This is a genomic window from Roseomonas sp. FDAARGOS_362 (assembly GCF_002754815.1).
Taxonomy (GTDB): domain Bacteria; phylum Pseudomonadota; class Alphaproteobacteria; order Acetobacterales; family Acetobacteraceae; genus Roseomonas; species Roseomonas mucosa.
Genome location: NZ_CP024588.1, coordinates 3,206,473 through 3,219,917 on the forward strand (window position 1 = coordinate 3,206,473; position 13,445 = coordinate 3,219,917).

General features: G+C 71.5%; 12 protein-coding genes. 5 read left to right on the forward strand and 7 right to left on the reverse strand.

Features of this window, described 5'->3' with window-relative positions:
- Positions 1–22 precede the first annotated feature (22 nt).
- From mdoH to CTJ15_RS19200, 4 genes are all read right to left on the reverse strand, one after another.
- Positions 23–1,723, reverse strand: coding sequence for a glucans biosynthesis glucosyltransferase MdoH (gene mdoH / locus CTJ15_RS19185; RefSeq protein WP_099781857.1), 1,701 nt, complete (start codon positions 1,721–1,723; stop codon positions 23–25).
- 455 nt (positions 1,724–2,178) lie between these two features.
- Positions 2,179–2,928, reverse strand: a complete 750-nt coding sequence (locus CTJ15_RS19190) for a helix-turn-helix domain-containing protein (RefSeq protein ID WP_099781858.1) — start codon at positions 2,926–2,928, stop codon at positions 2,179–2,181.
- 250 nt (positions 2,929–3,178) lie between these two features.
- Positions 3,179–4,132 (reverse strand): hypothetical protein, encoded by a 954-nt coding sequence (locus tag CTJ15_RS19195; protein ID WP_099781859.1) that lies wholly within the window; start codon positions 4,130–4,132, stop codon positions 3,179–3,181.
- Complete coding sequence (locus tag CTJ15_RS19200) at positions 4,129–5,391, reverse strand: hypothetical protein (protein WP_075822222.1); 1,263 nt, start codon at positions 5,389–5,391, stop codon at positions 4,129–4,131. Before CTJ15_RS19200 ends, CTJ15_RS19195 begins: the two co-directional genes overlap by 4 nt.
- Before the next feature lie 170 nt (positions 5,392–5,561).
- Here CTJ15_RS19200 and CTJ15_RS19205 point away from each other — a divergent pair, with 170 nt between their 5' ends.
- Genes CTJ15_RS19205 through CTJ15_RS19215 form a run of 3 tightly spaced genes read left to right on the forward strand, consistent with a single transcriptional unit; the run spans position 5,562 to position 8,558 of the window.
- Positions 5,562–6,545: a tripartite tricarboxylate transporter substrate binding protein gene (locus tag CTJ15_RS19205; protein WP_226945987.1), complete on the forward strand. Its 984-nt coding sequence runs from the start codon at positions 5,562–5,564 to the stop codon at positions 6,543–6,545.
- Positions 6,542–7,021 carry a tripartite tricarboxylate transporter TctB family protein gene (locus CTJ15_RS19210; protein WP_019462293.1) on the forward strand — a complete coding sequence of 160 codons (480 nt, stop codon included), beginning with the start codon at positions 6,542–6,544 and terminating at the stop codon, positions 7,019–7,021. The genes CTJ15_RS19205 and CTJ15_RS19210 overlap by 4 nt, the downstream gene beginning before the upstream one ends.
- Positions 7,022–7,025: 4 nt before the next feature.
- The gene (locus tag CTJ15_RS19215; protein ID WP_019462292.1) at positions 7,026–8,558 is read left to right on the forward strand and encodes a tripartite tricarboxylate transporter permease; all 1,533 of its coding nucleotides are present in this window, start codon (positions 7,026–7,028) and stop codon (positions 8,556–8,558) included.
- Positions 8,559–8,657: 99 nt separating this feature from the next.
- Here the strand turns inward: CTJ15_RS19215 and CTJ15_RS19220 are convergent, their stop codons facing one another.
- From CTJ15_RS19220 to CTJ15_RS19230, 3 genes are all read right to left on the reverse strand, one after another.
- Positions 8,658–9,923, reverse strand: a complete 1,266-nt coding sequence (locus CTJ15_RS19220) for an MFS transporter (protein WP_099781860.1) — start codon at positions 9,921–9,923, stop codon at positions 8,658–8,660.
- 60 nt (positions 9,924–9,983) lie between these two features.
- Entirely contained in the window at positions 9,984–10,349 is a 366-nt protein-coding gene (locus tag CTJ15_RS19225) for a MarR family winged helix-turn-helix transcriptional regulator (protein WP_019462290.1), read from the reverse strand.
- A 99-nt stretch (positions 10,350–10,448) separates the two neighbouring features.
- Complete coding sequence (locus tag CTJ15_RS19230; protein ID WP_083755463.1) at positions 10,449–11,153, reverse strand: GntR family transcriptional regulator; 705 nt, start codon at positions 11,151–11,153, stop codon at positions 10,449–10,451.
- Positions 11,154–11,316: 163 nt separating this feature from the next.
- Between CTJ15_RS19230 and CTJ15_RS19235 the strand changes: the two genes are divergently transcribed.
- Both CTJ15_RS19235 and CTJ15_RS19240 read left to right on the forward strand, forming a co-directional pair.
- Entirely contained in the window at positions 11,317–12,339 is a 1,023-nt protein-coding gene (locus tag CTJ15_RS19235) for a 4-hydroxythreonine-4-phosphate dehydrogenase PdxA (RefSeq protein WP_099781861.1), read from the forward strand.
- 64 nt (positions 12,340–12,403) lie between these two features.
- The gene (locus CTJ15_RS19240; RefSeq protein ID WP_075822224.1) at positions 12,404–13,414 is read left to right on the forward strand and encodes a tripartite tricarboxylate transporter substrate binding protein; all 1,011 of its coding nucleotides are present in this window, start codon (positions 12,404–12,406) and stop codon (positions 13,412–13,414) included.
- The last annotated feature ends 31 nt before the right edge of the window (positions 13,415–13,445 follow it).

The window sequence follows — 13,445 nt, forward strand, 5'->3', positions numbered from 1 at the left end:
GGCAGGGAGAAGCCGTTGCCCGTCACCCCAGGCCGCCAGCCCGCTCCTCCGGCGTCGCCGCGATCCCGTGCCGGCGCAGCAGGGCGGAAAAGCGCGGGCCGGCGGTCAGCAGCCCGAAGGGCACGGCGAGGGCGAGGCCCAGCAGGAAAGGCAGCCCCCAGAGCAGGGCGCCCAGGGAATGCAGGCCCAGCGCCAGCAGCAGCAGGACGCCCAGCAGCGTATGCGGCCAGAGCCGCCGCAGCGCTTCCCGCAATCGCAGCCCCCGCGCCTCGCGCCGCTGTACCCCCCAGCCGCCCCGGCGCCCGAAGGGCAGGGCGATCAGCACCAGCGCCTTGTTCAGCAGGCTGACCGGGTCGAGCAGGGTGGTGAACAGGATCTCCGCCCCCGCCCCCCGCAGCACGGCGCCCCGCCCCCCATAGGGCGCCGCCCGGCCCGGCCGGAGCAGCAGCTCGGCATAGCCCATCAGCTTCGGCGCATAGGTGCAGAGCCAGGTCGCCCCCAGCAGCAGGGCCAGCGCCGCCCGGGGCGTGGCCTCGCCGCCGCCGGCCGCCACATTGCCCACCGCCGCCACGGCCAGCAGCACCCAGAGAGGCGCCCCGGCGAAGAGCAGGATCGCCTGCAGCAGCTGCCACCGCCCCATGGCCCGCAGGCTGGGGCGGAGGAGCAGGCGCCAGTACTGCATGTTCCCCTCGCCCCAGCGGCTGTCGCGCGCCAGGAAATCCGGCAGGGTCGGCGGATTGCCTTCCAGGCTGCCTTCCTCCACCGGCAGGCACCGCACCTTCCACCCGGCGGCCTGGAGCTGCACCGCCTCCACCTGATCGTGCGACAGGATGGGCCGCCCATCCGGCAAGGGCGCCAGCCGGGCATGGGCGCGGAAGGGCGCGATCCGCAGCACGGCATTGTGCCCCCAGTAGGGGCCCTCATCCCCCTGCCACCAGGCCTGCCCCGTGGCCCATGCCCGCATCCCCGCCCGCATCCCGAACTGGAACAGCCGGGGAAAGGCCGATTCCGCCGGACGACCGACGATCAGCGGCTGCACGATGGCCAGCCGCGGATCGGCCTCCATGCAGCCGACCAGCCGCAGCACCGCCGGGGCGGTCATCCCGGAATCCGCGTCCAGGCAAAGAAACAGGTCCAGCCCCCCGGCATGGCGGTCCAGGAACTCCATCACGTTCCCGGCCTTGAAGCCGGTATTCTCCCGCCGCCGCCGGTAATGCGCCTGCCCGGGAAAGCGCAGCGCCAGAGCCGCCACGCCCGCCGCCTCCCGCGCCGCCAGCGCATCGTCGCGCGTGTCGGAGAGCAGCCAGAAGGTGAAGCTCCCGCCCGCCCCGGTGGCCTCCAGCCCGGCCAGCAGCCGTTCCACCGGCGGCAGCACAGCCTCCACCGGCTCGTCCCGCACGCAGCAGAGGATGCCTGTCCTGAGTCCGGGCGGTGCCAGGGGCGTATGGACCGGCGCCACACGGAGCTGCGGCATCACCGCCGCCGCCGGATCGCGCGACCCCAGCAGCAAGGCGCCCCCGATCGCCCCGTTCACCGCGCTGAGCGCCGCCCAGGGGAGCAGCCCGAGGAAGGCGGCGAAGCCCAGGATCTCCCACCCCGTCCAGCCGCCCGGCGCCATCGTCCGCCAGGCCAGCCAGGCCAGCAGCAGCCCGGTCAGGGCGCAGAGCAGTCCGAAGCAGAGGCGCCGGAATCGGGGGGAGGGTCGCAGCGTTTCGGTCGGCACGCCCCCTCCTGGCGCAGCCGTTTCTCCCTGGCCAGCCGGCATCGCGGAGGTCATCCCGGCCGGGCGCGTTATTCAGGCGGTGCGTTGCGTCCAGTCCCCGGGGGAGAGGCTCTGCCTCTCCCGCCGGACCCCCTCTCCGCCGGGGACCGCAGCCGGTCCCCGGGCTTGCGTTGGCTCTGCGTGGTGGCCGTCAGCCTGCGGCTCGATCCCTGGGAGCAGGTGGCGACGCGGGTCTCCCGAAAAGGAGAAAACATCGTGTCCGCGCTGGTGACATCGGCAGTTCGCCGGAGAGCGATGCTCTCCGGCGCGATCCGGCATCAGCGGGCGCCAACGAACGGGAGGTCCAGGACCCTCAGGGTCCTGGCGGATAGGGGGTCCGGGGGAAAGGCAGCGCCTTTCACCCGGGAAGGCGCAACGCCCGCACCCATGTCGAGCAACCGGCGGAGATCGCCGTTTCAGGCGGCGCGGGGCTGGGCCGGGGCGAGGCCGCGCAGCAGGTCCCGGTCGCCGATCAGGGCCGCGAGGCTCCGCATCTCGGTCAGGATGGCCGGCAGCAGCCTCTGGCCCTCGGGATAGGACAGGTCGGGCACCAGCAGGCTGATGGCGATGGCTTCCTCCCGCGCCGGGTCGAGCACGGCGAAGGCCAGGCTTTCCATCCGCTCCTCCGGCCCCGGCAGGCGCACGAAGCTTTCCCGCCGTGCCGCCTCCAGGGTCCGGGCCACCGCTTCCGCTCCGGGTTCCGGCGGCACCTGGGCCAGCAGGGCTGGCAGGGCGGCCCCGGGCAGCCGTGCCAGCAGCGCCAGCCCGGCCGCGTCATCCCAGGCAGCGGCGCGTCCGGGCGCCGGGGGCACCGGCAGGCCGTCCTTCATCCGCAGCAGCCGCACCACCTCCGTCCCGTCCAGCAGGCTGACCTCGCCGCTCATCCTCCCGAGCCGCGACAGGCGCAGCAGCACCGCCTGCGCCTCCCGCCACTGGATGGAGCCGTTCCGCAGGACCTGCCCCAGTTCGAGATGCAGCAGCCCCGGGCGGTAGCGGCGGGAACCGGGCACGGCATCAATGAAGCCGGCCTCCCGCATCGCGCGCAGCACGCGGGAGGCATTGCTCTTCGGTAGGTGCAGCAGGTCCGCCACCTCGGAGGTGGTCAGTTCCGGATGGGCCGGCGAGAAGCAGCGCAGCACCGCGGCGGCGGTGTTCAGCATCGACATGGCGGTTCAGACCTCAGCGCGCCGGGCCCCGGAGGCCGGGCAGGCCCGGGACGGGGTGGCGCGATCGAACGGGGGGCCGGGGCGCGGAAGCCAGGGCGACGGAACCGGTCCGCCGGCGCGGGCGGCACGGCGGAAGGGCAGGGGCCGAGGCCGGACGGCCAGGGCGACGGAATGCTGAAACAGAAGACGAACGGCGGAACTTACCTTCATGAGTGAATGTCAGGAGGTTACAGCGCCTCCTATCCGGCGGCTACCCCCCGTCCAGCAGCCCGTCCAGCAGATCCCGCAGCAGACCGGCCCCCTGTTCCAGCCCGTCCAGCTTCAGCGGCCGGCCCGCGGCGGCCCCCAGGGCCGGGGAACCCTGCGCGGCACCGGGCAGGGTGCCAGGGGAGGTCCCGGCGACGGGCGGAGAGGCGGGGCCGCTCCGGTCCTGTGCCAGTTCCCGGGCCGAGAGCCTGCCATCCCCGTCATAATCCAGGCTGCCCACCATCACGCGGGCGGCAGCCAGGCCGCCCAGCAACGGCCCGCCCACGGAGATCAGGTCGTCATCCCCCGCCGTGCCCGCCCGCACGGCGATCATCCAGCCCAGGCCACGCGCGATGCGGGCGATCTCCGCCGGGCCGAGCAGCCGGTCGCCCGACACGTCCGCCGCCGCGACCACCGCCTCCGCGCAGGCCAGGGCGGTGGCGCCGGGCACGCAGCCCGCCTCCATCCGTTCCAGCGCCCCCAGCACGGCGGCCCCTTCGCCATGCCGCAGCATCCAGGCCAGGGGCGGCGGCTCGCAGCGGCGCCAGGCGGTCACCGGGACATCGCCGGGCAGGTTCGCGTCCAGCGTCTTGGCATCGGGTTCCGCCGTTTCCAGCCCGGCATCGCGGGCGCGCAGCAGCAGGCGCGGGGCTTCCACCCCCTCGGAGGTGCCGAGCAGCCAGCCGGGGATGTCGCGCAGCGCGGTGAAGCGGTCGAGCCGCGAGGGTCCCTTGCCGATCCGGGCGGCGGAGCGGGCGGTCAGCGCCAGCATCGCCTCCGGCGCCTCGCAGGAACCGGCGAACCAGTTGCCGCGCAGCGTCACGGGGATGGCGTGGGGCGCCTGGGCGGCGGCGGGCATGGCGGCCAGCAGCAGCACGGGCAAAGCCAGGGCCGCCATCCAGCCGGAAGGAACGGGACCGGACCGCAGGGTGCCGGATCGCAGGGGAGGGGACTTCATCGCAGGGCGAGTTCCTGGCCGGAGCACAGATCGATGGCATCGCGGCGGATCTCGGTCCCGTCCCGCAGCACGGCCAGCAGGCGCGCGGCGCAGGCGCCGGGCTCCGGCGGCGCCAGGTCCAGCGTCTCGCCCACCCCCAGCACGTTGCGGCCCAGACGGTCCGGCCCCCGTTCGGGCTCTCCGGCCGCATCCTCCTTCCGGGGCGCATCGACGTAGAGCTGCACCACCGGCACCCGCGCGGCGTTGCGCAGGCGCAGGCTGCCCGGGCGCGGCGGCGGCGGTTCCGCCAGCCCGGCATCCAGCCGCGCGGCCACGGTCCAGCCGGGGCGGAAGACGATCAGCGTCTCGGCGCAGAGATCCACCTCCCGCCGCTCCTCCGCCGCGCCATTGGGGAAGACGATGCGCATGTCGGCGGTGCAGTCCACCGCGATGTCCAGCCGCCGCCGGCCGCCGCGCTCCAGCGGCGTTTCCAGCCGGTCGGGGCCCCATTCGTCCTTGTCGGTGCCGGAGATGTAGAGTTCTGCCACCGGCGCGTCGTGCCGGTTCAGGAAGCTCAGCGGGATCTCCGGCGGGTGCGGCACGCCGCTGCCGTCGAAGACCAGGTTCCGCACCGAGCACGCATCCACCCCACGCTTCTCCTCCGCCTCGTCATCCTCATAGACGGCCCGCAGGTCCACGCGGCAGTCGGGCACGCGCAGCGTCAGGCGGAAGGTTTCCCCATCCCCTACGGGCTCCTCGCCCAGCCGGTCCACGCCCCAATTCTGGGAGCCACTCTGGGAGCCACTCTGGGTGCCATTCTGGTCGCGCTGCCGCCCGGCGGGCAGGGCATAGAGCTCCCGCAGCGCCTGGCCGGAACGGTTCTCGATCAGCAGCGACCGCTTCGGCACCGCGGGATCGCCGAAGACCAGCCGCGGGTTGCGGCACAGGTCCTGCCGCGCCCGCTTCTCCTGCGAGTCGTCGGCGAAGACCGCCGTCACGTCGAAGACGCATTCCCGCCCCCGGCCGAGGCGCAGCCGCGTGCTGGCATCCGGGCCGAGCATCTCATTGCCTAGCCGGTCCGCCCCGCGCTCCGCGGCGCCCTCCGGCCGCAGGTACAGTTCCCGCAGCGGCATGTCGGTGGCGTTCTGCACCACCGCCTCGCGCTCCGCCGCGCGGGCCGGAGCCTGTGGCTGGCGCGGCGGCGTCGCGGCCCATGCCCCCGGACCGGCGGGCAGGAAGGCTGCGATGCCGGCCAGCAGGGAGAGGGCCAGAAGGCCCACCGCCCCCGGTACGCATGCCCGCATCCACAATCCCCCGAATCCAGAGACCCAAGATTCACAACCACCCCTCCGGGCGCAAGCCACGCGGCACGAACCCTTCCCGTGAATTGCCCTTTCCGGCCCGCTTGTTAAGCTGACGTCACAACACGACAACAATGGGAAACGTCACCGTGCTCCGTCGCAGCCTCCTGCTTTCCTCCCTGCTGGCGCCCTCCGCCGGCGCCGCGCTGCTTGTCGGCCTGCCCCGCCCCGCCCAGGCGGCGCCGATGTTCCGCAGCCTGCACATGTTCGTCCCCGCCAATCCCGGCGGCGGCTGGGACGGCCTGGGCCGCGCCATCGAGCAGGTGGCGCGCGAGGGCGGGCTGGTGGAAACCTTCCAGTTCGAGAATGTCGGGGGCGCCGGCGGCATGGTCGGCCTGCCCCGCTTCATCTCGCAGCGGCGCAACAAGCCGGACAGCCTGCTGGTCGGCGGCAGCATCATGGTCGGCGCCGCGATCAGCAACAAATCGCCCTACAGCCTCAAGGACGTGGCCCCGGTCGCCCGGCTGACGGCCGAGGCCGCCGCCATCGTGGTGCCTGCCGACAGCGCCTACAAGGATGTCGGCCAGTTCGCCGCGGCGCTGAAGGCCGACCCGCGCGCCGTGCCGGTGGCGGGCGGCAGCGCCGGCGGCACCGACCACATCGTGCTGGGCCAGCTCATCAAGGCCATGGGCCGCTCGGCCAAGGACGCGAACTTCGTCGCCTTCGCCGGCGGCGGCCCGGCCATGGCCGCCATCCTGGGCGGGCAGGTGAAGGCCGGCATCTCCGGCTGGGCCGAGTTCTCCGAGCAGGTGAAGGCCGGCCGCCTGCGCGCGCTCGCCACCTCCGGCGAGAAGCGCACCGACCCGAACGTGCCCACGCTGAAGGAAAGCGGGCTCGACGTGGTGGCCACCAACTGGCGCGGCGTCTTCGGCCCGCCTGGGCTGAAGCCCGACGGGCACGAGGCGCTGATCCGCTTCGTCACCGCCCTGCACGGCCTGCCCGCCTGGAAGCAGCTGCTGGAAACGCGCGGCTGGGACGACGACTTCCTGGCCGGCAAGGAATTCGAGACCTTCCTGGCGGAGGACACGAAGACCACCGAATCCGTCCTCAAGGATCTCGGGCTCGCGGCATGAGGCACACCGCCCGGTCCGACCTCCTGGTCGGGCTCGGGGTGGCGGGGCTGGGCCTGCTGACGGCCTGGCAGGCCCTCGTCATCCCGCCCACCCCCGTCTATGCGGAGGTCAGCGCCGCGCTGGTCCCCTGGCTGGTGGCGGCGCTGCTGCTCGCCCTGGGCACCGGCCTCTGCGCCTCGGCCCTGCGCGGCGGCTGGAGCCATGGGCTGGAGGACATGCAGGACCCGCCGCCGGTCAACTGGCGGTCGCTGGGCCTGCTGGCGGCGGGGCTGGTCGTGCAGGTCGCGCTGATCGACTGGCTCGGCTTCGTCATCGCCTCCACCATCCTCTACGTCCTGGTCTGCGCCGCCTTCGGCTCGCGCCATCCGCTGCGCGACCTGCTGATCGGCGCCGTGGTCACGCTGCTCGCCTACCTGGCCTTCAGCCGGCTGCTCGGCGTCAATATCGGTGCGGGCGTGCTGGAAGGGATCCTCTGACCCCATGGACACGCTCTCGGGCCTCTCGCTCGGCTTCGGCAACGCGCTGTCGCCGGCCAATCTCGGCTGGGCGCTGCTCGGCTGTTTCCTCGGCACCGCCGTCGGCGTGCTGCCGGGCATCGGGCCGGCGCTCACCATCGCGCTGCTGCTGCCGATCACCTTCAAGGTCTCGGCCACCGGCGCCTTCATCCTGTTCTGCGGCGTCTTCTACGGCGCCATGTATGGCGGCTCCACCACCTCGATCCTGCTGAACACGCCGGGCGAGAGCGGCTCCATCATCACCGCGCTGGAAGGCGCCAAGATGGCCCGCAACGGCCGCGCCGGCCCGGCGCTGGTGACCGCGGCGGTGGGCTCCTTCATCGCCGGCACGGTGGGCACGCTGGGCATCTCCTTTCTCGGCCCGATCCTGGTGGAACTGGCGCTGAAGCTCGGCCCGGCAGAGTATTTCTGCTTGATGGTGCTCTGCTTTGTCACCGTCTCCGCCGTGCTCGGCGGCTCGGCGCTGCGCGGCCTCGTCTCGCTCGCCTTCGGCCTGATGCTGGGCCTCGTCGGCGTCGATCTGCAGACCGGGCAGCCGCGCATGACCTTCGGCATGATCGACCTGCTCGACGGAATCGACGTGGTGCTCGTCGCCGTGGCCCTCTTCGCGGTGGGGGAGACGCTCTACCTCGCCTGGCGGCATGTGGAAGGAAAGCAGGTGGTCCGCCCCGTCGGCCGCCTCTGGATGAGCCGCACCGACTGGCGGCGCTCCTTCTGGCCCTGGATACGCGGCTCGGCGCTGGGCTTTCCCTTCGGCGTCATGCCCGCGGGCGGCACCGAGATGCCGACCATGCTGAGCTATTACGCCGAGCGCCGGATGGTGAAGCCGGAATACGAGAAGGAGTTCGGCACCACCGGCGCCATCGAGGGCGTGGCCGGGCCGGAGGCCGCCAACAACGCCGCCGCCGCCGGCATCCTCGTGCCCATGCTCACCCTCGGCCTGCCGACCTCGGCCACGGCCGCCATCATGCTCAACGCCTTCCAGTCCTACGGCATCCAGCCCGGGCCGCTGCTCTTCACCTCGCAGCCCGAGCTGGTCTGGACGCTGATCGCCTCGCTCTACATCGCCAATGTCATGCTGGTGGTGCTGAACCTGCCGCTCGTCGGACTCTGGGCGCGCATCCTGACCATCCCGACGCCGCAGCTCTATGCGGGCATCCTGGTCTTCGCCACGATCGGTACCTACGGCATCAGCAACAGCGTCACCGACCTGATCCTGCTCTATGTGATCGGGACGATCGGCATGTTCATGCGCCGCTTCGACTTCCCCACCGCGCCCGTGGTGATCGGCATGATCCTGGGGCCCATGGCGGAACAGGCGATGCGCCAGGCGCTGACCATCAGCCAGGGCGACTGGACGGTCTTCCTCACCCGTCCGATCTCACTGGCGCTACTGGTCATCGCCGCCTTCGCCCTGCTTGGGCCGCGTCTCTACGGCACCTGGGCGCGGCGCCGTGGGCTGCTGGGCAACAACAGCAGCGACGGCATCGACGCCTGACGGGGGCGGGCCGGAGGCTGCCGGCCCGTTACGGCGCCAGGCCTGCCTCCGCGCCGACCGGAGGCAACCACAGGCGCCGTGCCGCCGGGGGGGGCGCCCTTACTCCGCCGCTTGCAGACTGGGCCGGCGGTAGAGCGTGGTGACCAGCAGGGCGGCCACCAGGCAGAAGCTGCCGGCGACATAGAGGGCAGGCAGGTAGGTCGAGAACTCGGTCCGGCTGAACCCGGCGCCGAGCTGATGCCCCGTAAAGACCCAGCCGAAGACCAGCCCCGCCTTTTCTGGCCCGAAGCGGTTGGCAGCGAGGCGCACGGTCGGCGGTACGGTCGCCACCCAATCCAGCCCGTAGACCACCGCGAAGACGGAAAGGGCATAGACGTTGAACTCGGTGAAGGGGAGGTAGAGCAGCGACAGCCCGCGGAAGGCGTAGTAGGAGGCCAGCAGCCAGCGGTTGTCATAGCGGTCGGACAGCCAGCCGGACAGGATCGTGCCGGCGAAGTCGAAGATGCCGATCACCGCCAGCATGCTCGCCGCCCCAACCGCCGCCACGCCGTAATCGCCGCAGAGCGCGATCCAGTGCGTCTGGATCAGCCCGTTGGTGCTGAGGCCGCAGACGTAGAAGGTCAGGAACAGCACCCAGAAGGTATAGCTGCCCGCCGCCTCGCGCAGCACGCAGATGGGAGAGAGGAGCAGGTTGCCTAGCCCCTGCTCGCGCGGCGGCGCGGCCTGCTGCACGGCGGTGCCATAGGGCGTAAGGCCGAGATCCGCGGGCCGGTCGCGCATCAGCAGCAGCACCACAACCATGGCGAAGGCCAGCGTGCCGAGCACGAAGACCAGCGCGGTGCGCCAGCCATAGGCCGTGCTGAGGCTGGCCAGGATGGGCAGGAAGACGAGCTGCCCGGTGGCGTTGCTGGCGGTGAGCAGCCCGACCACGAAGCCGCGCCGTTCCGAGAACCAGCGCGTGGCCACGGTGGCGCCCAGCACGATCGCCGTCATCCCCGTGCCGATGCCGACGATGACGCCCCAGAGCAGCACGAGCTGCCACAGCTCCCGCATCACCAGCGAACCGAGCAGCCCGGCGGAAATCAGCGCCAGGGCGCAGAGGATGACGCTGCGCACGCCGAAGCGGTTCATGAAGACGGCGGCGAAGGGCCCCATCAGCCCGAACAGGGCGAGGCGCAGCGCGAAGGCGGTGGAGATATCGGCGTTCTGCCAGCCGAACTCCTGCTGCAAGGGCTCGATCATCACCCCGGCCGAGCCCATGGCCCCGGCGGTGGCAAGCATGGTCAGGAAGGTCGCCCCCGCGACCACCCAGCCGTAATGGATGCCCTTCTGCCGCAGGCCCGTGGCCAAGGCGGTGGAGATCATGATGGCGTTTCCCCGTGGGTGCCCGGCCGGGCGGGCTGGTTGGATGCGGAAGGCGAAGGGTCAGAGGTCATGCAGCAAGGCACGCAGGTTGCGGGCGCCCTCCTCGCCGAGCAGCGCCTCGACCTCCGCCTGTGCCTTGTTCCACAGCGGCGCGCCGTCGCTCAGCACCTGCTGCGCCGCCTCGGTCAGCGCCAGCGCGGTTTCGCGCTGGTCCCGTCCGGCCACGCTGCGGATCAGCCCGTCGCGTTCCAGCAGCTTGGCGTTGCGCCCGACCGTGGAGCGGTCCAGCAGGCTGAGCCGCGCCAGCTCGGTGAGCGAGACGGGCTGGAAATGCCCGATCCGCCGCAGCAGGCTGTACTGCGCCACGTTGACGCCTGCCGGGGCCAGGGCCTCGTCATAGATCGACGAGACCTTCCGGGCCGCCACGCGAAGCGCTACGCAGTAACATTCCGTCATCATCGATGCGGGTATATGCCCGCATTTCCTGCGCGTCCAGGGCTTTCCGCGAGCCGCTGGGGGAGAGGCTCAGATCTGGTCCCGGACCCGTTCCAGCGTCTTGTCCAGATGCAGTTGCAGCACCCGTGCCAGCGCCGCGCCGTCGCGCTTCCGCAGGGCCGCGACCATCTGCTCGTGCTCGGCCACGGCGCCGGCCCATTTCTCCGGCCCGGCATTGCCGATGAAGCGGATATGCTTCATCCGCGCCTGGATCGCCTCATGCGCCCAGATGAGCGTGGCATTGCCGGACAGCGCCACGATGGCGGTGTGGATCGCCTGGTTCAGCTTGAAATAGGCCATGCGGTCCCGGGCGGCATAGCGGTCCATCATCGCCTCGTGCAGCGCCACGACGCGCGCGATCCCATCCTCGGGGGCCTCGGAGCAGGCGAGTTCCCCCGCCAGCCCTTCCAGGTTTCGCAGCACTGTCAGGCTGTCGGTCACGTCCTTCAGCGTCACCCTGCGCACCACGGCGCCCCGGGCTGGCACCAGCTCCACCAGCCCTTCGCCGGCCAGCATACGCACGGCCTCCCGCAACGGGGTGCGGGAAACGCCGAGCTTGGCACAGAGCGCGACCTCGTTGATGCGGGTGCCGGGGGCGATGGTGCCCTGGGTGATCAGGTCGCGCAGGCGGGCGGCCACCTCCTCCTGGAGAGGACGGCGCACGATCGGCCCGTCCCCGCCGCCTGCCGGCAGGTTCTCCGGTCCCTCTGCGTCCATCAGGGCGGATACGACCATCGGCTTCGATCCTGATCCATGCTCATCCATGCGCGAGCCCCTCCGGATATGCCTTGACGGGATCGGTCCGTCCACATTAGGTCTAGATTACTGTATGCAGTGTGAAGCATACTCTATGTGACGGCTGGCACGAAGCCAAAGCAAGAAAGCGGGAGAGGGCGGCATGGAAGCGCAATTGCTGGCGAGGCCGAGGATCGCCCTGGCCATGGGCGACGCCGCAGGCGTCTCCTCCGAACTGGCCGCCAAGGTCCTGGCCGATCCCGCAGTGCGCGAGGCCGCCGAGATCACCGTGATCGGCGATGCCCGCATGCTGGCCCGCGGCGCCGAGTTCGCCGGCGTCAACCCGGATGTCGATGTGGTGCGCGATGGCGAGTCGATGCCGCGCCGCGTCCCCGGCCGGCCAGTGCTGATCGATCTCGGCCATGGCGACCCGGACGGCATCAGGCTGGGCGAGATCTCCGAGGCCGGCGGCCGCTTCGCCACCGAGAATTTCCGCCGCGCCCTGCGCATGGCCGCCGCCGGCGAGGCCGACGCGGTCTGCTTCACCCCCTTCAACAAGGCGGCGATGCGGCTGGTCACGCCGGGCTACGAGGACGAGATCGGCTTCTCCGCCGAGACCATCGGTTTCCATGGCGTGGCCAAGGAGTTCAACGTCCTGGAAGGGCTGTGGAACGCCCGCGTCACCTCGCATGTGCCGCTGAAGGACGTGGCCGGGCTGCTGACGAAGGAGACCATCCTCGACAACCTGCGCCTGACCGACGAGGCGCTGCGTGCCTCCGGCGTCGCCCGCCCGCGCATCGCCGTGGCGGGGCTGAACCCGCATGCCGGCGACAACGGCAATTTCGGGCGCGAGGAGATCGAGGTGATCGCCCCGGCGGTGGAGGCGGGCAAGCGCGAGCAGATCGCCTGCGACGGGCCTTTCCCGGCGGACACGGTCTTCGTGCGCGCCAGGCGCGGCGATTTCGACGCGGTGCTGACCATGTTCCACGACCAGGGCCAGATCGCGATGAAGCTGATCGGCTTCGATGCGGGCGTGACGCTGATGGGCGGCTTTCCCTTCCCGATCTGCACCGCCGCCCACGGCACGGCCTATGACATCGCGGGCAAGGGCATCGCCCATCCCGGCGCCATGCGCAACGCGCTGCTGCTGGCCTCCCGCATGGCGGCGAGCCGCATCGCCGCCTGATCGGCCCCAACCACGGCGCGAAGGCCCGGAACGGGTGCGCGCCTTTCAACCGGAGGAAACAAGAATGCGCGTTCTCCCGACGCTGACGCTCGCCTTCTCGCTGGGCGCCGCCTCCCTGGCGGCGACGGCGCCACGCCCGGCCCTGGCGGCCTGGGAACCGAACCGCCCTGTCGAGTTCGTCGTCACCTCCGGTGCCGGCGGCGGCACCGACCTCTTCGCCCGCACCATCCAGGCGGCGATCCAGAAGCATGAGCTGCTGAACGTGCCCGTCGTCGTCACCAACAAGGGTGGTGGCTCCGGCGCGGAGGGCTTCGTCTATGGCCGCGGCTCCCAGGGCGACCCGCTGAAGGTGATCTTCGGCACCAACAACGAATGGCTGCTGCCCTATGTCGCCCGCGTGGCCTGGAAGCCGGAGCAGCTCGTGCCGGTGGCCGCCATGGCTTTCGACGAGTTCATGCTCTGGGTGAAGGCCGACGCGCCCTACAAGACGGCCGCCGACTACATCGCCGCGGCGCGCGAGAAGCCGGGCGCCATGAAGATGGGCGGCAGCCAGACCAAGGACACCGACCAGATCCTCACGCTGAAGATCCAGAAGGCGACCGGCGTGCGCTTCACCTACATCCCCTTCCGCGGCGGCGGAGAGGCGGGCGTGCAGCTCGCCGGCGGGCATGTGGATTCCGACGTCAACAACCCGTCCGAAAGCGTCGGCGGCTGGCGCGGCGACCAGGTCCGGCCGCTCTGCGTCTTCCGCAAGGAGCCGCTGCCGGCCACGGGGAAGGTGACCGCGACGCAGTCCTGGGCCGATATCCCGACTTGCGCCAGCCAGGGCATCGCGGTGGACGAGTACCGCATGCCGCGCACCGTCTTCCTGCCGCCCGAGGTGTCGAAGGAGGCGCAGGAGTTCTGGACCAACGTGATGCGCAAGGTCACCGAGACGCCGGAATGGAAGGACTACATCGCCCGCACGGTGCAGAGCGCCGTCTTCATGACACCCGACCAGATGAAGCCCCTCATGGAGGAGGAGCAGAAGTCCGGCAAGGAGATGTTCGCCGCCGAGAAGTGGCTGGTGAACTGAGGCCAGGGACGCTGGACAGGGAGCGACGGCC